At 72.6% G+C, this 16033-nt stretch carries 19 protein-coding genes; 5 read left to right on the forward strand and 14 right to left on the reverse strand.

Annotation, left to right across the window (positions count from 1 at the left end):
• Positions 1-14 precede the first annotated feature (14 nt).
• Positions 15-485 (forward strand): hypothetical protein, encoded by a 471-nt coding sequence (locus ACSLIC_RS09375; protein WP_436737237.1) that lies wholly within the window; start codon positions 15-17, stop codon positions 483-485.
• A 42-nt stretch (positions 486-527) separates the two neighbouring features.
• On the opposite strand, the gene ACSLIC_RS09380 is transcribed toward ACSLIC_RS09375, so the two are convergent.
• From ACSLIC_RS09380 to ACSLIC_RS09390, 3 genes are all read right to left on the reverse strand, one after another.
• Complete coding sequence (locus tag ACSLIC_RS09380; protein WP_436737238.1) at positions 528-737, reverse strand: DUF397 domain-containing protein; 210 nt, start codon at positions 735-737, stop codon at positions 528-530.
• A 64-nt stretch (positions 738-801) separates the two neighbouring features.
• On the reverse strand, positions 802-996 hold the full coding sequence (locus ACSLIC_RS09385) for a DUF397 domain-containing protein (protein ID WP_436737239.1): 195 nt from the start codon (positions 994-996) through the stop codon (positions 802-804).
• Positions 993-1841, reverse strand: a complete 849-nt coding sequence (locus tag ACSLIC_RS09390; protein WP_436737240.1) for a Scr1 family TA system antitoxin-like transcriptional regulator — start codon at positions 1839-1841, stop codon at positions 993-995. The genes ACSLIC_RS09385 and ACSLIC_RS09390 overlap by 4 nt, the downstream gene beginning before the upstream one ends.
• 120 nt (positions 1842-1961) lie before the next feature.
• On the opposite strand from ACSLIC_RS09390, the gene ACSLIC_RS09395 reads away from it, so the two are divergent.
• Positions 1962-2333 (forward strand): hypothetical protein, encoded by a 372-nt coding sequence (locus ACSLIC_RS09395; protein WP_436737241.1) that lies wholly within the window; start codon positions 1962-1964, stop codon positions 2331-2333.
• Positions 2334-2388: 55 nt separating this feature from the next.
• Positions 2389-2598, forward strand: coding sequence for a hypothetical protein (locus ACSLIC_RS09400; protein ID WP_436737242.1), 210 nt, complete (start codon positions 2389-2391; stop codon positions 2596-2598).
• On the opposite strand, the gene ACSLIC_RS09405 is transcribed toward ACSLIC_RS09400, so the two are convergent.
• A complete protein-coding gene (locus tag ACSLIC_RS09405) occupies positions 2579-3343 on the reverse strand; it encodes a DUF4097 family beta strand repeat-containing protein (protein WP_436737243.1) in 765 nt (254 codons plus the stop codon). The two genes, ACSLIC_RS09400 and ACSLIC_RS09405, sit on opposite strands and share 20 nt — an antisense overlap.
• A gap of 197 nt (positions 3344-3540) precedes the next feature.
• On the opposite strand from ACSLIC_RS09405, the gene ACSLIC_RS09410 reads away from it, so the two are divergent.
• The gene (locus ACSLIC_RS09410) at positions 3541-3732 is read left to right on the forward strand and encodes a hypothetical protein (protein ID WP_436737244.1); all 192 of its coding nucleotides are present in this window, start codon (positions 3541-3543) and stop codon (positions 3730-3732) included.
• A 234-nt stretch (positions 3733-3966) separates the two neighbouring features.
• Here the strand turns inward: ACSLIC_RS09410 and ACSLIC_RS09415 are convergent, their stop codons facing one another.
• The 6 genes from ACSLIC_RS09415 to ACSLIC_RS09440 all read right to left on the reverse strand — a co-directional run bounded on the left by ACSLIC_RS09415 (position 3967) and on the right by ACSLIC_RS09440 (position 11166).
• Positions 3967-5496, reverse strand: a complete 1530-nt coding sequence (locus tag ACSLIC_RS09415) for an NAD(P)H-hydrate dehydratase (protein WP_436737245.1) — start codon at positions 5494-5496, stop codon at positions 3967-3969.
• A gap of 4 nt (positions 5497-5500) precedes the next feature.
• Entirely contained in the window at positions 5501-5869 is a 369-nt protein-coding gene (locus ACSLIC_RS09420; RefSeq protein WP_436737246.1) for a holo-ACP synthase, read from the reverse strand.
• Between the two features lie 634 nt (positions 5870-6503).
• Complete coding sequence (gene gap, locus ACSLIC_RS09425) at positions 6504-7505, reverse strand: type I glyceraldehyde-3-phosphate dehydrogenase (protein WP_436737247.1); 1002 nt, start codon at positions 7503-7505, stop codon at positions 6504-6506.
• A gap of 117 nt (positions 7506-7622) precedes the next feature.
• Positions 7623-8579: a GlxA family transcriptional regulator gene (locus ACSLIC_RS09430; RefSeq protein ID WP_436737248.1), complete on the reverse strand. Its 957-nt coding sequence runs from the start codon at positions 8577-8579 to the stop codon at positions 7623-7625.
• 65 nt (positions 8580-8644) lie between these two features.
• Positions 8645-10546: a glutamine--fructose-6-phosphate transaminase (isomerizing) gene (gene glmS / locus ACSLIC_RS09435; protein WP_436737249.1), complete on the reverse strand. Its 1902-nt coding sequence runs from the start codon at positions 10544-10546 to the stop codon at positions 8645-8647.
• Positions 10547-10830: 284 nt separating this feature from the next.
• The gene (locus ACSLIC_RS09440) at positions 10831-11166 is read right to left on the reverse strand and encodes a hypothetical protein (protein WP_436737250.1); all 336 of its coding nucleotides are present in this window, start codon (positions 11164-11166) and stop codon (positions 10831-10833) included.
• A gap of 86 nt (positions 11167-11252) precedes the next feature.
• Here ACSLIC_RS09440 and coaA point away from each other — a divergent pair, with 86 nt between their 5' ends.
• Positions 11253-12230, forward strand: coding sequence for a type I pantothenate kinase (gene coaA, locus ACSLIC_RS09445; protein WP_436737251.1), 978 nt, complete (start codon positions 11253-11255; stop codon positions 12228-12230).
• A 22-nt stretch (positions 12231-12252) separates the two neighbouring features.
• On the opposite strand, the gene ACSLIC_RS09450 is transcribed toward coaA, so the two are convergent.
• From ACSLIC_RS09450 to rplM, 4 genes are all read right to left on the reverse strand, one after another.
• The gene (locus ACSLIC_RS09450) at positions 12253-12960 is read right to left on the reverse strand and encodes a C39 family peptidase (protein ID WP_436737252.1); all 708 of its coding nucleotides are present in this window, start codon (positions 12958-12960) and stop codon (positions 12253-12255) included.
• Between the two features lie 257 nt (positions 12961-13217).
• A complete protein-coding gene (glmM, locus tag ACSLIC_RS09455; RefSeq protein WP_436737253.1) occupies positions 13218-14579 on the reverse strand; it encodes a phosphoglucosamine mutase in 1362 nt (453 codons plus the stop codon).
• 283 nt (positions 14580-14862) lie between these two features.
• Positions 14863-15366, reverse strand: a complete 504-nt coding sequence (gene rpsI, locus ACSLIC_RS09460) for a 30S ribosomal protein S9 (RefSeq protein ID WP_008407256.1) — start codon at positions 15364-15366, stop codon at positions 14863-14865.
• A gap of 43 nt (positions 15367-15409) precedes the next feature.
• Positions 15410-15853, reverse strand: coding sequence for a 50S ribosomal protein L13 (gene rplM / locus ACSLIC_RS09465; protein ID WP_003948612.1), 444 nt, complete (start codon positions 15851-15853; stop codon positions 15410-15412).
• Positions 15854-16033 lie beyond the last annotated feature (180 nt).

A 16033-nucleotide genomic window follows, 5' to 3' on the forward strand; every position in this document is an offset into this window, starting at 1 on the left:
CAAGCGAGCGGTTCGTGGACGAGACATCGCCACGTGAGACGTCCTCTTATGCCGAAAGGTATGCGCCATGGGCGACCGAGGGCACACAGCTCGCGGTCGATCCTCTCGATGAGAGCGAGGACGCCGGCTGGCAAGCAAGCTGGCGCAGATGGCAGGGCGATGTCCTTCTGCCTATGCGACTCGACGTTCGGATGGAGAAGAACGGCAGTCTCACCAGCGTATTCACGCGAGACATCGCCGATCCCGACCTGCCACCGATGCGCACAACCGTCGGTCGCGCTTGGGAGATATTCGACAACCACTTCAGCGGCAGCGTGCAAGGCGGCGAACGCGCGGAACCGGTGCTGCTGGCTCAGGAGCGCGACGGCAGCTGGCGAGTGCACTGGATACTTTCCGTGCAGACCGAACGTGAACACTACGGGGCGATCGTCGACGCAACGACCGGCGAGCTGCACTCACCGGAACAGGTAGCGCTGAGGTCGTGACGCCGCGGGCCCGACCCGACAGCGGCCCCTTACAGCGGACGCTCACCGACGGTCGGTGCCGTACTGCACCTCGGGCGAGCGAACGAAAGCGGCCCAAGCCGGACCGGAGACCGTAAACCCCGGGACACTCGTGTCCTTGCTGTCACGGAGGGGGACCCGGCCATGAGCGAGGGCGTACCCCTTCGCCCACTCCAGGCAGTTCCCGCCGTCCTGGCTGCTGTACGAAGACTTGGTCCACTCGGAGTCGAACACGGCTGCTCCTCCCAGGGGTTCGGCCACACTCCAGCGCGGAGGACCTACCCCTGAGAGGTTGCGTTCAGCCCCGCGTCTTCAACGAGCCCACGAAGGTGGACCATGCGGAACCGCTCACGGTGATGCTGGGGATGCTCGTGTCCTTGCTGTCACGGACCGGGACGAGGCCAGTGGCTACGGCGTACCCCCTGGCCCACTCCAGACAGTCGCCGCCGGACCCGTTGCTGTAGGTGGACTTGATCCACTCAGGATCGATCATGGAAACGCCTCCAACGCGTTCTTCAAGAACCGGGCCGTCTCCATGGGAGACAGAGAACGGCCCCATAGTCGATCCCAGTGACGCTCAAGGTGCTGCACGCGCTCCGGTGCCTCTACGAGCGTGCCCGTGGAAATGGCTTCCTCGTACGCGTACGTCTGCCCCTTCGGGGTGGTCATGAGAATCAGCGTGCCGCCGAGAAGTCCGTGGGCTCCAAGACCTGCCGGAACCATGTGGATCTCGCACGTCGGAGTGTCCACCATGCTGAGCACGAACTCCAATTGGGTTCGCATGACGCCGGGCGTCCCGACCTGTCGGGTCAGCACGGTCTCGTCCACCAATACGGACAACAACGGAGGGTCGTCGGAAGAGAGACGGGCCTGTCGTTTCCGACGCAAGATGCCCTGAGTCTCCGACCAACCTTCGTCCCCGGGGCGCCACGCACGAAACAGCTCGCGCGCATACTCCTCGGTCTGCAACAAACCCGGTATCACGGTGCCGCTGTACGCCTTGATGGCTACCGCGTCACGCTCCAGGTTCGAGCGCAACTTGTACTGCTGCGGAACCGACTCCAGACACGCCAAGTCGTACATATCGACGAACAGCTCATTGTCCGTCTCGAAGAAGCGATCGAGCAGCGCCGGAAGCACCGGCTGCGCCAAGTACTCCCCCCGCTCGATGCGCCCGAGGCTCGCTTTGCTGATCGGTGTGCGGGTACGCGCCACGAACTCTTCGATGAACACGTCCATGCTCAGCCCACGTTGCTGGCGAGCCTTGCGCAGCTGCAGCCCGAACAACTTGCGGCCCGAATCCGGGGTCAGCTCCTTGGGTGTTTGCCCACCTGGCATATGCCCTCCATGTGCCATGAGCCGACTTCCGAATCGGCACATGTATCCGTCGCCAAGTTATCGAGGAATGCACCAGATTGAGGGGCAGTCGCAGATCCCCTCACTCTCCAGAGGCCCACCGTGCCCTACATCGCCTGGCACCCCCGCACCCGCCGCCCCCTGGTCGTCCTGACCCGTTCCGGAGCCGGTGCGAAGGTGCGCCTCGTCCACAGCGAGGTCCCCTTCGAAGTGCCCGTCGGGGAACTCCAGCACTACCCGTGGGCCGCCGACCCCCACGCGCCCCCGGGCTTCGTGGCCGTGCTGCTGGACACCCCGCAGGCCGTGTGCGAAGGGGACTGGCTGGTCGTTGTGGGGTGCGCCCGGCGGGTGCGGGCGCAGGCGGCGTACTCGGCCGGGAGCAGGGTGCTGGAGCTGGAGGGGTACGGGAAGTGGGTGCTCGCCGCGCCGCGCGTCGCGTACCGGCGCCCACCGGCAGGCGGGCGGACCTTCTGACCTCGCCGCTCCGCGTCACCACGTCCACCGCCGCCCTCCCCTCGGAAGGAAACCCGTGAACCCCGTGAACCCCGCCCTCCTCGACCACCTGGAGTGGAAGGCCGAGCAGATCCTCGGCCAGCTCCGCGACGGGCACTCGCTCGACCACCTGAGCGCGGTCTACGAGGTCCCGGAACCGCACCTGCGGGCCCGCGTCCCCGACTGGCGGCGGAAGTACCCGGACCAGGAGCGGGGGCCCGCCCGGCTCAGCCGTTCCGTACCGTGATGGCCCCGTTGCCGGTGCGGACGTCGAGCGCGTACGCGCCCTTCGGGTCGTCGGGGACGTCGACGGTGCGGTGGCCGTTGGCCGAGTCGGTGGTGACCCGGTAACCGGCCCGGGGGACGGTGAGGGTGACGGGGCCGTTGGCGGTCTCGGCGCGGATGTCGGCGGGGGCTGCGGGGGTGAGGTCGATCGGGCCGTTGGAGGTGCGGGCCTGGATGCGGTCGGCCTGGATGCCGGTGCCGCTGATCGGGCCGTTGGTGGTCCGCACCTGGACGGAGCCGGTGACCCCCTCCAGCTCGACGTGGCCGGAGCCCGTCGTCACCTCGACCGCCCCGACCCGGGAGAGCCGGACCGCGCCGCTGGAGACCTCACCGCTGACCGGCAGCCCGGCCGGCAGGTCGACGGTGTAGCCGACCGCGCAGCGGTCGCCGCAGCCGCCGAGGACCAGGACGCCGTCCTCGATCCGGTGGGTGGCGCCCGTGGGCCGCTCGCCCTGGTAGTCGAAGGTGCGGTGCAGCTTGTGCTCGCCGGTGCCGTCCTCGACGCCGTTGACCGTGACGCCGCCCGCGCCGTTCTCCAGGCGCACCGAGGTGATCCGGTCGGCGCCGGAGAGCGCGCTGTCGTCCTCGTACCTCTCGCCCCGCGCGAGACCGCACGAGGTGAGCGAGCCGACGGCGAGGGCGACGGTGACGGCCGGTACCGCGAGGGCCGCGGGACCACGGCGGCGGGTGCGGAGCGACTGGCGCATGAGAACCCCTCAGAATCATTCCTCGGTTCCGGGCAACCGCCCGGCACAGGACGACGTTACGAGCCCGGGCGGCCGGGCCGCCAGGGGTAAACCCCCGGATTCGGGCGCGGGTTGACCGCGCCTTCGAAGCGGTGCTCCCGGGAGACGCCCGCCCCCGCCACTACCCTCGGGACCCAGCGACGAGAGGCGGAACGCGCATGCGTCACGAGACGAGCGACAAGGACCGGTTCCTGATCTCCCTCGGCCTGATCGTGGTGAGCCTGCTGTGGCTCACCGTCGCGCAGGCCGCCTGGATGACCGTGCTGTGCTGGGCCGGGGCCCTGCTGGGCGCGGTCGGCGCCGTCCGCTTCGGGTGGCTGCACCGGCGGACGCGGGGCGAGGAGAGCTGACGGGACCCGACGGCCCCGGGGCCCCTTGCCGCAGTGACGACCACCTGGGCCGGCGGCGCCCGTCAGACGCTCACCGCGTACGTGGCGCTCGACTCCGACCCGATCGAGCTGCACGACGTGGTCTGCGGCTGACCGGAGTCCAGGGGCGCGGCCCATCGTGCGGGCGGCGCTGTCCGGCGCCGCCCGCACGGCGGAGCGGACGCCCGTCACCGGCGGGCCCTCCGCCCGCTCCGTTCACGCCCGCTTGACGTCCCGCCAGGCCGCCGGGAGCGCCCCGGCCACGTCCTGCGCGTCGACCGGAGCGCCGTCGGCCGCGTGGCGGGCGGCCAGGCCGTGCAGGTACGCCCCGGCCGAGGCGGCGTCACGGGCGGAGAGGCCGGCGGCCAGCAGGGAGCCGACGACGCCGGAGAGGACGTCACCGGAACCGGCGGTGGCCAGCCACGGCGTCCCGGTGGCGTTGACGCGGACCGGCATCGACTCGTCGGGCGCGGCCACCAGCGTGGTCGAGCCCTTCAGCAGCACGGTCGCCCCGAACTCCCGCGCGAGCCGCCGCACCGAGGCCAGCCGGGCCGCCTCCACGTGCTCCCGCTCGACGCCGAGCAGCCGGGCCGCCTCCCCCGCGTGCGGGGTGAGCAGGGTGGGGGCGCTGCGGGCCCGCACCCGCTCCCGGTCCAGGAAGCGCAGACCGTCGGCGTCGACGAGGACCGGTACGTCCTGCGCCAGCACGTCGGCGACGCGCTGCCCGGCGTCCTCGTCCTCCCCCAGCCCCGGCCCGACCACCCACGCCTGCACCCGGCCCGCCTCGGACGGCAGCCCGGAGCTGACCAGCGTCTCGGGGTACCGCGCGACGACCGTCCGGTCACCGGGGCCCGCGTACCGCACGGCCCCCGCACCGGTCCGCAGCGCCCCGTGCACGCACAGCACGGCGGCCCCCGGGTAGCGCGCCGACCCGGCGCAGATCCCGACCACGCCCCGCCGGTACTTGTCGCTCTCCGGCGCCGGACGCGGCAGCAGCGCGGCCACGTCGACGTGCTGGAGCGCCTCGGCGGCCGCCGGTCCCGGCAGGTCGAGGCCGATGTCGATGAGGCGGACGGTGCCCGCGTGCTCGCGGGCCGGGTCGACGAACAGGCCGGGCTTGTGGGTGCCGAAGGTGACGGTGAGGTCGGCGGTGACGGCCGGCCCGTGCACCTCCCCCGTGTCGGCGTCCACGCCGCTCGGCAGGTCGACGGCGACGACGGGCACCTTGTCGGCCTCGGCGGCGTGCGCGAGCCGGGCCGCGCCGGTCCTGAGCCCGCCGCGCCCGCCGAGCCCCGTGATCCCGTCCACGACCAGGTCGGCGCGGGTGAGCATCCGCTCGACGTGGTGCCAGTGGGCGGCGTACGCCGGATCGGTCGCCGTCTCCTCCGCCGTCTCGATGATCTCGCCCCCGGCGGCGGCCAGCGCCGTGAGGCCGCCCGGGTGGGCCTTGGCCGGGGCGAGCAGCAGGGCGGTCACCCCGGCACCGCGCCGCGCCAGGCGCGCGCCCGCGTACAGGGCGTCACCGCCGTTCCCCCCGGCGCCGACCAGCAGGACGACCCGGGCTCCGTACACCCCGGGCCCGCGCCCGGGACGTACGGCCGGTACGGGCCCGCGCCCCTGGAGCAGGGCGGCGCAGGCGGCGGCCAGCCCGGCGGCGGCGCGCTGCATGAGCGCCCCCTCGGGCAACCGCGCCATCAACTCACTCTCGGCAGCACGGACGGCTTGCACGCTGTGGGCATGTCGCATGGCGTCAACCTTCCGCGATCACCACGGCGGACGCCACTCCCGCGTCGTGACTGAGCGACACGTGCCACCCGGTCACCCCCAGCTCCGCCGCCCGCGCCGCCACCGTCCCCCGCACCCGCAGCCTGGGCCGCCCGGTGTCCTCGGCGTACACCTCGCAGTCCGTCCAGAGCAGCCCGGCCGGCGCCCCGAGCGCCTTGGCCACGGCTTCCTTGGCCGCGAACCGGGCGGCGAGGGAGGCGGGGCCGCGCCGGTCGCCGCCGGTGGTGACCAGCTCGGCGGGGACGAAGAGCCGGTCGAGGAGGGCGGGGGTGCGCTGGAGGGAGGCGGCGAAACGCTCGATCCCGGCCACGTCGATGCCCACACCGATGATCATGGGGCGACCTCGCGGAGGGCTCGGGCAACCGCCGCACGCCTGCCGCTCATACTTCCGCCGACCTTTCCGTCCCAGCCTGGCGCCGGATCGAACCGTCCGCGCCGCACGGGGCGCGTGAGCACCATGCTAGGCCGGGACCTTACGCCAACGGTCGCGCGGCCACCGGCTCGATCGCGCGACGGCGGAGCGGAACCGGCTCACCAGCACGGTCGCGGTGCCAGGGGCGCCCCGTGGAGAAGACCATCCGGGCGCTGGCTTCTGGCGCCGGCGACTTCGCCCCAGGCGATTCCCCTGGCGTTCGACGTACGCGTGAAGTGCCGGGCGACGGCCCCCGGCGGGGCGCCGGACCGTCACCCGCTACGGAGATTCGGCGGAGGGCCGGAACCACTTCGCCCCACAAGCACGGCAAACGGACGCACGAGAGGGGGTACCGGGGGACACGCACCGCACGAGGCGGGAAGTGCGGATCGTGGCGAAGGTCCGTACTCCCGCACCACCCTCGCCCTGCGGCCGGGGGTCCGTGCAGCGGGCGTTCCTGCGCCGGCCCGAGCGGTACGGGCCGGCGCCGGGGACGACCCGCACGCGGCCGCGTACGTGGACCTCACCGGTCGCGGACGGTGGGCAGCGCCCCGTCTCATCCCCGCGCCAGCAGCTCCAGCGAGTCGATCACCCGGTTCGAGAACCCCCACTCGTTGTCGTACCAGGCGACCACCTTCACGTGCCGCCCGTCCACCCGGGTCAGCGCCGAGTCGAAGATGGACGAGGCCGGGTTGCCGGTGATGTCGGAGGAGACGAGCGGGTCCTCCGAGTACTCCAGGACGCCGGCCAGCGGGCCCTGAGCGGCCTTGCGGTACGCGGCGAGCACGTCCTCGCGGGTGACCTCGCGGGCGACCGTCGTGTTCAGTTCGACGATCGAGCCGACGGGGACCGGGACGCGGATCGAGTCACCTGAGAGCTTGCCGTCGAGGCCGGGCAGGACCAGGCCGATCGCCTTGGCGGCGCCGGTGGTGGTGGGGACGATGTTGACGCCGGCGGCGCGGGCGCGACGGGGGTCGCGGTGCGGGCCGTCCTGGAGGTTCTGCTCCTGGGTGTAGGCGTGCACCGTGGTCATGAACCCGTGCTCGATACCGGCGAGTTCGTCGAGGACGGCGGCGAGCGGAGCCAGCGCGTTGGTGGTGCAGGAGGCGTTGGAGACGATGGTGTGCGCGGCCGGGTCGTACGCCTCGGTGTTGACGCCGTACGCGAGGGTGATGTCGGCACCGTCGGACGGGGCGCTGACCAGGACCTTGCGCGCACCGGCGTCGAGGTGGGCGCGGGCGGCCTTTGCCGAGGTGAAGCGGCCGGTGGCCTCCAGGACGAGGTCGACGTCGAGGGCGGCCCAGGGCAGCCGCGCCGGGTCGCGTTCGGCCAGCACCTTGATGCGGTGGCCGTCGACCACGAGCGTGTCGCCGTCGGCGCTCACCGGGCGGCCGAGGCGGCCGGAGGTCGAGTCGAAGGCGAGCAGCCGGGCGAGCGCGGTGGGCTCGGTGAGGTCGTTGACGGCGACGACCTCCAGGGTGGTGTCGCGCTCCAGCAGTGCGCGCAGCACGTTGCGCCCGATGCGGCCGAATCCGTTGATGGCGATGCGAGTGGTCATGAGGTGTCTCCCTTTCCCTGCCCCGTTCCCACCAGCCTCGTTCTGCGGATGCGTCACCGCCAGTGGCGTGATCGCCATGGTTCGCGAGGATCACGCCAGCGGCCGGGCGAGGGCGGTCTACTCGCCCCGGGTGAAGGTCCGCCGGTACTCGCTCGGGGTGGTGCCGAGGACGCGCTGGAAGTGCAGGCGCAGGTTGGCGCCGGTGCCGAGCCCGACGTCGGCAGCGATCTGCTCGACGCCGCGCTCGGAACGTTCGAGGAGTTCGCGGGCGAGGTCGAGGCGGGCGCGCATCACCCACTGCATCGGCGTGTAGCCGGTCTCCTCGACGAACCGCCGGGAGAACGTACGCGCCGAGACCCCCGCCCGGCGCGCCAGCAGGTCGAGGGTCAGCGGCTCGCCGAGCCGGTACAGCGCCCACTCCCGGGTGTCGGCGAAGCGCTCCCCCAGCGGCTCGGGCACGCTGCGCGGTACGTACTGGGCCTGCCCGCCGCTGCGGTACGGCGCGGCGACCAGCCGCCGGGCCGCGTGGTTGGAGGCGGCCACGCCGAGGTCCCCGCGCAGGATGTGCAGGCACAGGTCGAGGCCGGAGGCGGCCCCGGCAGAGGTGAGCACACTCCCCTCGTCCACGAACAGCACGTTCTCGTCCACCCGGACCAGCGGGTGCCGGGCCGCGAGCGCCCGCGTGTAGTGCCAGTGCGTCGTCGCCCGCCGCCCGTCGAGCAGCCCGGTGGCGGCGAGGGCGAAGGCCCCGGTCGAGATGGCGGCGAGCCGGGCGCCGCGCTCATGGGCCCCGATCAACGCCTCCACGACGGCCGGCGGCGGGTCCTCCCGGTCCGGATGCCGGTACCCGGGCACGAACACGATGTCGCCCCACGCCAGCGCGTCGAGCCCGTGCCCGACGTGGTACGCCAGCCCGTCGCCCCCGGCCACCAGCCCCGGCGCCGCCCCGCACACCCGCACCTCGTACGGCATGCTCGCCCGCGTCGTGAACACCTGCGCGGGAATTCCGACGTCGAGCGGCTTGGCCCCTTCGAGCACGAGCACGGCGACACGGTGGAGGGGGAAGGCAGACACGGGACGAGGTTACGTGGGGCGTCGGCTCCGGGGCCTCACGTACCGGCGCCGCCCCCGCGGCCCCCTCACTCCACCGTCACCGACTTCGCCAGGTTCCTCGGCTGGTCCACGTCGTTGCCCCGGGCCGTCGCCAGCTCGCAGGCGAACACCTGGAGCGGCACCGCCGCCACCAGCGGCTGGAGCAGCGGCGGGACGGCGGGAATCCGGATCAGGTGGTCGGCGTACGGGGCGACCGCCTCGTCGCCCTCCTCGGCGATCACGATCGTGCGGGCGCCCCGGGCCCGGATCTCCTGGATGTTGGAGACGATCTTGCCGTGGAGGACGCCCGAGGCGGCCGGGGACGGGGCGACCACGACGACCGGCAGGTCGGGCTCGATCAGGGCGATCGGGCCGTGTTTCAGTTCCCCGGCGGCGAACCCCTCGGCGTGGAAGTAGGCCAGTTCCTTGAGCTTGAGGGCGCCTTCGAGGGCGACCGGGTGTCCGGAGTGGCGGCCGAGGAAGAGCACCGTCTCCTTGTGGGCGAGGCCGCGGGCCAGTTCGCGTACGGGCTCCATGGTGGCGAGGACGGCGGCGACGTCCTCGGGGGCGCGGCCCAGTGCCCGGGCGGCCTCGCGGAGTTCGTCGGAGGGGCCGCGCCGCACCTCGCCCAGGTGGAGGGCGAGGAGGAGGCAGGCGACGAGCTGGGTGAGGAACGCCTTGGTGGAGGCGACGGCGACCTCGGGGCCGGCGTGGGTGTAGAGGACGGCGTCGGCCTCGCGCGGGATCGTGGAGCCGTTGGTGTTGCAGACGGCGAGGACGGTGGCGCCCTGTTCGCGGGCGTGGCGCAGGGCCATCAGGGTGTCGGCGGTCTCCCCCGACTGGGAGACGGCGACGACCAGGGTGCGCGGGCCGACGATCGGGTCCCGGTAGCGGAACTCGCTGGCCAGCTCGACCTCGCAGGGCAGCCCGGCCCAGCGTTCGACGGCGAGGCGGGCGACGAGGCCGGCGTGGTGGGCGGTGCCGCAGGCGATGACGACGACCTTCTCGGCCTCGCGCAGGACGGCCGGGTCCAGGCCGAGTTCCGGGCCGAGGGTGAGGGTGCCGAGGGCCGGGTCGAGACGTCCGAGGAGGGTGTCGGCGACGGCTTTGGGCTGCTCGGCGATCTCCTTGAGCATGAAGGAGTCGTAGCCGTCCTTCTCGGCGGCGGAGGCGTCCCAGTCGACGCGGTAGGTGCGGGCGTCGGCGGGCGCCCCGTCGAAGCCGGTGACGACGGCCCGGTCCGGGTGGACCTCGACCACCTGGTCCTGGCCCAGTTCCATGGCGGTGCGGGTGTGGTCGATGAAGGCGGAGACGTCGGAGGCGAGGAACGCCTCGCCCTCACCGCAGCCGACGACCAGCGGCGAGTTCCGGCGCGCCCCCACGATCACGTCCGGCACGTCCGCGTGCAGCGCGACCAGCGTGAACGCGCCCTCCAGCCGGCGGCAGACGGCGCGCAGCGCCCCCGCGAGGCGGGGCCCGCCCTCCTGGCCCGTGCCCTCCAGCGCCGCGTACTCCTCGGCGAGCAGGTGGGCGGCGACCTCGCTGTCGGTCTGTGAGCGGACGTCGGCGCCCCGGGCCACCAGCCCCTCGCGGAGGGCGGCGAAGTTCTCGATGATGCCGTTGTGGACGACGGCGCAGCGGCCGCTCGCGTCGAGGTGCGGGTGGGCGTTGGTGTCGGTGGGCCCGCCGTGGGTGGCCCACCGGGTGTGGCCGATGCCGGTGGCGCCGCCGTGTCCGCCGCCGGTGGCGTCCTGGCCGGGCAGCGGGTCGTCGACCAGGGCCTTCTCCAGCTGCGAGAGCTTGCCGGCCTTCTTGACGCAGGCGACCTCATCCCCGGCGAGGACGGCGACGCCCGCCGAGTCGTACCCCCGGTACTCCAGCCGCCGCAGCCCGGCGAGTACGACGTCGAGCGCCGACTGCGCCCCGACATAGCCCACGATCCCGCACATTCGCGCACCCCTTCGCCCACGCCGCTGAGCCGCCCGTACGGCGACCGGTTCGCATGTTCGCAGAGTGAGCGCCCTTACACGATGAGCGACCACTTCCGCGCGCGGCGCGCCCGTCTCCGCCCACGTGGGCAACTTCCTTGCGGATCAGACGCGTTCGAGCGGTCGGCGCTCGCCGGCGGGCGGTTCCCCGTCGGCCGGATCGCCCGGACGGGGGTGCCGCCGGCGCGGTGGACGCCCGGGTTCCGGGGCCCCGGCGCCGGCCGGCCCGGCGAGGAGTCCGCCGCTCACCCCACCCGGTCCAGCGCGTCCTCCACCAGTTCCAGGTACTCGGCCTCCTCCGCGCAGGGCTTGCTGCCGTCCCGGTAGAGCGCCACCGAGTCCTCCAGGTACTCCCCGAAGTCCTCGTCGGGCAGGTCCCGCGCCAGCTCCGCGACCACCGCCGAGCGGGCCAGCAGCGCCCGGTCCCGGCGCGGGCGCGCCCCGTCCCGCCACCGCCGCCAGACCGCCAGCGGTCCCCGCCGCCCGGCCCGCCCGCTCCCGGCGCGCGACAGGGCGGACCACGCCACACCGTCCGCCCCGTACGCCCCGCCGACGGCTCCCACGCGTTGCGCGTGCCCCATTCCGTCCCCCTTCGGTCGTCCCGTCCGTTCGGCCACGTGACCGAATCCACCCCCCACGGCGTTCACCCAGCCGCAACAATGAGGGGGTGATCACCCCCGAGTCCGGGAGCGCCCACCGCAAGCCGGAGGCGACTCCCTACGTGGACCTGACCCGCGAGCAGTGGAGCGCTCTTCGTGAGAAGACTCCGCTGCCTCTGACAGCCGAGGAGGTCGAGAGGTTGCGCGGCCTGGGGGACGTGATCGACCTCGACGAGGTCCGGGACATCTACCTGCCGCTCTCCCGCCTGCTCAACCTCTACGTGGGCGCCACCGACGGCCTGCGCGCCGCGCTCAACACCTTCCTCGGCGAGAAGGGCGAGCAGTCCGGCACCCCGTTCGTGATCGGCGTCGCGGGCAGCGTCGCGGTCGGCAAGTCCACCGTGGCCCGCCTGCTCCAGGCGTTGCTGGCCCGCTGGCCCGAGCACCCCCGGGTGGAACTGGTCACCACCGACGGCTTCCTGCTCCCCATGGCCGAGCTGCGCGCCCGGGGCCTGACCGCCCGCAAAGGCTTCCCGGAGTCGTACGACCGGCGGGCGCTGACCCGCTTCGTCGCCGACATCAAAGCCGGCAAGGACAAAGTGACCGCGCCGGTCTACTCGCACCTGGTCTACGACATCGTCCCGGACCGCCGGCTCACCGTGAACCGGCCCGACATCCTCATCGTCGAAGGGCTCAACGTCCTCCAGCCCGCCCTGCCCGGCAAGGACGGCCGCACCCGGGTCGGCCTCGCCGACCACTTCGACTTCAGCGTCTACGTCGACGCCCGCCCCGAGGACATCGAGCGCTGGTACCTCAACCGCTTCCGCAAGCTGCGCGCCACCGCCTTCCAGGACCCGTCCTCGTACTTCCGCCGCTACACCCAGGTCGGCGAGGAGGAGGCGCTCGACTACGCGCGCACCACCTGGCGCACCATCAACCTGCCCAACCTGGTGGAGAACGTCGCCCCCACCCGGGGCCGCGCCAACCTGGTCATAAGGAAGGGCCCGGACCACAAGGTCCGCAAGCTGAGCCTGCGGAAGCTGTAGCCCGGACCCGTCCGGCGCACCGTCAGGCCGCGTACCCCTTGGGCGGGATCAGCGAGGCGAGCTGTTCGAAGGAGAGCCAGTAGATCTGGTTGCCGCCGAAGGAGGCGGGGTCGGCGATGAGGACGGTGCGGTTGGCGTCGTCGTAGCCGATGACGGTGAAGTAGTGGTAGATCGTCTCGCCGGGCGGGTAGCCGGGCGGCTGGTTGCCGGGCGGGGCGACGATGTTGGCGACCAGCGGGTAGTTGTTGTCGATGTCGAGGACGACGTCCCGCCAGAGCAGGTCCTTCTGCGCCTGGGTCGGCGGGTCGTTCGGCATCTCCTTGGTCTCGTACCACCCGGTGCCGACATGGGCGTTGAGGACACCGGTGACCTGGCTGATGTGGTCGGTGCCGCCGGTGTGGGTGCCGAGTTCGGCGGCGAGGGCGGACTGGTTCGGCGGGGCGAGCCGGGCGGAGAGGGCGATACGGGTGGCGGCGGGGCCGCACCAGTAGCCGGTCTCCTGCACCTGGTAGTCGATCTCCAGGGTGCGTGCCGTGCTGGTGCGGACGGCGTCGGCGTGCAGCCGGGTCCCGGGCTCGTTCATCCCGCTGACGACGGCGGTCCCGGCGGCCGACCCGTGCTCCAGCACGGCGACGGGGGCCGGCCCGGCTCCGGCCTGGGCGACGCCGGGCGCCAGCAGGCAGCCGGCGGCGGCGAGCGCGACGGCGGTCGCGGCGAATCTGTTGCGCATGGGGGGCTCCTGGTGCTGGTTGTGGGGGCACCGGTGCGCGCGGCGCGTCGGCGCGGCACGCGTGTGGGGGGTGCGCCGACCTCACACAAATGGCGAGGACATGCCAAAGATAGGCCCCAGGGTGGCCGTTGAGAACACCCCTGCCAGGACGCGCGTAGACCCGGCCTCCCCCGCACACGCGGAACGTCCCGCCGCCGGAACCCGGCGACGGGACGTCCACGAAGAAGATCCAGGGCCCCACCCGGGACCCAACGGCCTTACCCCAGCGCCGACTTCACCACATCGGCCAGCCGTCCCGCGATGGTGCCGGCCTGCTCGATGTCGGTGGCCTCGACCATGACCCGCACCAGCGGCTCGGTCCCCGAGGGGCGCAGCAGCACCCGCCCGCTCGCGCCCAGCTCCTGCTCCGCCCGCGCCACCGCCGAGGCCAGCTCCGCCGAGGTGGTGACCCGGCTGCGGTCCACGTCGGGGACGTTGACCAGGACCTGCGGCAGCCGCTCCATGATCCCGGCCAGCTCGGCGAGCGGGCGGCCGGTCTCGGCGACCCGCGCGGCCAGCATCAGGCCCGTCAGCGTGCCGTCGCCGGTGGTGGCGTGGTCGAGGATGATGACGTGGCCGGACTGCTCGCCGCCCAGCGCGTAGCCGTGCTCCTTCATCTCCTCCAGGACGTAGCGGTCGCCGACCGCCGTCTGCACCAGCGAGATGCCCTCGCGCTCCAGCGCCAGCTTGAACCCCAGGTTCGACATGACGGTGGCCACCACGGTGTCGGACCGCAGCCCGCCGTGCTCGCGCATCGCCAGGGCCAGCACCGCGAGGATCTGGTCGCCGTCGATCTCCCGGCCCTCGGCGTCGACCGCCAGGCACCGGTCGGCGTCACCGTCGTGGGCGATGCCCAGGTCGGCGCCGTGCTCGACGACGGCCTCGCGCAGCAGCCCGAGGTGGGTGGAGCCGCATCCGTCGTTGATGTTGAGGCCGTCGGGGTCGGCGCCGATGGTGACGACCTCGGCCCCGGCCCGGGCGAACGCCTCCGGCGAGACGCGGGCGGCGGCGCCGTGCGCCTCGTCCAGCACGATCTTCAGGCCGTCCAGACGGTTGGGCAGCACCCCGATGAGGTGCGCCACGTACTGGTCGAAGCCCTCGTCGTAGTCGCGGACCCGGCCGACGCCGGCGCCGGTCGGCCGCGCCCAGGGGGCACCGGAACCGTGCTGCTCGTAGACGGCCTCGATCCGGTCCTCCAGCTCGTCGGCGAGTTTGTGCCCGCCGCGGGCGAAGAACTTGACGCCGTTGTCGGGCATCGCGTTGTGGCTGGCGGAGAGCATCACACCGAGGTCCGCGCCGAGCGCGCCCGTGAGGTACGCCACCGCCGGCGTCGGCAGCACGCCGACCCGCAGCACGTCCACCCCGGCGCTGGCCAGGCCCGCGACGACCGCGGCCTCCAGGAACTCACCGGACGCCCGGGGATCTCGCCCCACCACGGCCACCTGCCGGTGACCGGTGCTCGCCGTGCCCGCCTCGGCGAGCACGTGCGCCGCCGCGACGGAGAGGCCGAGCGCCAGCTCCGCCGTCAGATCCGCGTTGGCGACGCCGCGTACCCCGTCCGTGCCGAAGAGTCGTCCCACTGGTGTGTCCTCCGAACCTCAGGGTCCACCGGCCGGACGCACGTACGACGGACGCGCGACAACGCGAACGCGACGCGGGCATGCCGGGGCCCGTGCTCATGCTTCATACCGTTGTACGGCATACGGCTGCACGACCGGTGAGTCCACGGCGCGTACAGCCCCGTATGCCCTCGATTCCCGGCCCCGCGCCCCTCGGAGCGCACGGACCGGGCACCGATAGACGAACGCCCCGGCGGCACAGCACGTGCCGCCGGGGCGAAGCGTCGCGAGAGCAGCGAGCGACTTAGCGCTTGCTGTACTGCGGGGCCTTGCGGGCCTTCTTGAGACCGGCCTTCTTGCGCTCGACCGCGCGGTCGTCACGCGTGAGGAAGCCGGCCTTCTTGAGGGCGCCGCGGTTGTTGTCCACGTCGGCCTCGTTCAGCGCGCGGGCCACGCCGAGGCGCAGGGCGCCGGCCTGACCGGAGACGCCGCCACCCGAGATGCGGGCGATGACGTCGTAACGGCCTTCGAGCTCCAGCACCTTGAAGGGCTCGTTGACTTCCTGCTGGTGCACCTTGTTGGGGAAGTAGTCCTCAAGGGTGCGGCCGTTGATCTTCCACTTGCCGGTGCCCGGAACGATCCGGACGCGGGCGATGGCGTTCTTGCGGCGGCCCAGGCCGGCGGCCGGCTGGGGCTCACCGAAGCCGGACGCGAGGGACTCCGAGGTGTAGTCGCCCTCGGGGGTCTCGGACTCGGTGGTGTACTGCTCGATGTCGTCGAGGGGGAGCTCGGCGGTGGTCTCGGCCACGATTCTCCTCAGATTCGTTTCAGTCTTAGGGGTGTGGCCGGAACTACTGCGCGACCTGGGTGATCTCGAACGGCACCGGCTGCTGGGCAGCGTGCGGGTGCTGCTCGCCCGCGTAGACCTTCAGCTTCGAGAGCATCTGACGGCCCAGGGTGTTCTTCGGGAGCATGCCCTTGACGGCCTTCTCGACGGCCTTCTCGGGGTTCTTGTCCATCAGCTCGTCGTAGCGCACCGAGCGCAGACCGCCCGGGTAACCGGAGTGGCGGTACGCCATCTTCTGGGTGCGCTTGTTGCCCGAGAGGTGGATCTTGTCGGCGTTGATGATGACGACGAAGTCACCGGTGTCGACGTGGGGGGCGTAGATCGGCTTGTGCTTGCCCCGCAGGAGCGTGGCGGCAGTGGTCGCCAGACGGCCCAGGACAACGTCCCGGGCATCGATGACGTGCCACTGGCGGGTGACATCGCCGGGCTTGGGGCTGTACGTACGCACGGTTCGTAGCCTTCGCTTCTTCAGTGAGTGGGTCCTGACATGGCCACCACGGACGATCACGACAGCCCTGGCCGCACATCGGTGACGCATCCGAGTGCCTGCCGCTGGTCATCGGCCCGGTGGGACCGGTGTAAGGGCCCCTCACGTGAGAATGAGCAAGCCAATACACATAACGAACAC

The sequence above is a fragment of the Streptomyces sp. BBFR102 genome (assembly GCF_051397025.1).
Lineage (GTDB): Bacteria > Actinomycetota > Actinomycetes > Streptomycetales > Streptomycetaceae > Streptomyces.

Coding starts and splice junctions, on each gene's coding strand:
- ACSLIC_RS09385 (WP_436737239.1), bottom strand. CDS start 996: ATGATCGATCCTGAGTGGATCAAGTCCACCTACAGCAACGGGTCCGGC.
- ACSLIC_RS09390 (WP_436737240.1), bottom strand. CDS start 1,841: ATGCCAGGTGGGCAAACACCCAAGGAGCTGACCCCGGATTCGGGCCGC.
- ACSLIC_RS09405 (WP_436737243.1), bottom strand. CDS start 3,343: ATGCGCCAGTCGCTCCGCACCCGCCGCCGTGGTCCCGCGGCCCTCGCG.
- ACSLIC_RS09410 (WP_436737244.1), top strand. CDS start 3,541: ATGCGTCACGAGACGAGCGACAAGGACCGGTTCCTGATCTCCCTCGGC.
- ACSLIC_RS09415 (WP_436737245.1), bottom strand. CDS start 5,496: ATGCGACATGCCCACAGCGTGCAAGCCGTCCGTGCTGCCGAGAGTGAG.
- ACSLIC_RS09420 (WP_436737246.1), bottom strand. CDS start 5,869: ATGATCATCGGTGTGGGCATCGACGTGGCCGGGATCGAGCGTTTCGCC.
- gap (WP_436737247.1), bottom strand. CDS start 7,505: ATGACCACTCGCATCGCCATCAACGGATTCGGCCGCATCGGGCGCAAC.
- glmS (WP_436737249.1), bottom strand. CDS start 10,546: ATGTGCGGGATCGTGGGCTATGTCGGGGCGCAGTCGGCGCTCGACGTC.
- ACSLIC_RS09440 (WP_436737250.1), bottom strand. CDS start 11,166: ATGGGGCACGCGCAACGCGTGGGAGCCGTCGGCGGGGCGTACGGGGCG.
- ACSLIC_RS09450 (WP_436737252.1), bottom strand. CDS start 12,960: ATGCGCAACAGATTCGCCGCGACCGCCGTCGCGCTCGCCGCCGCCGGC.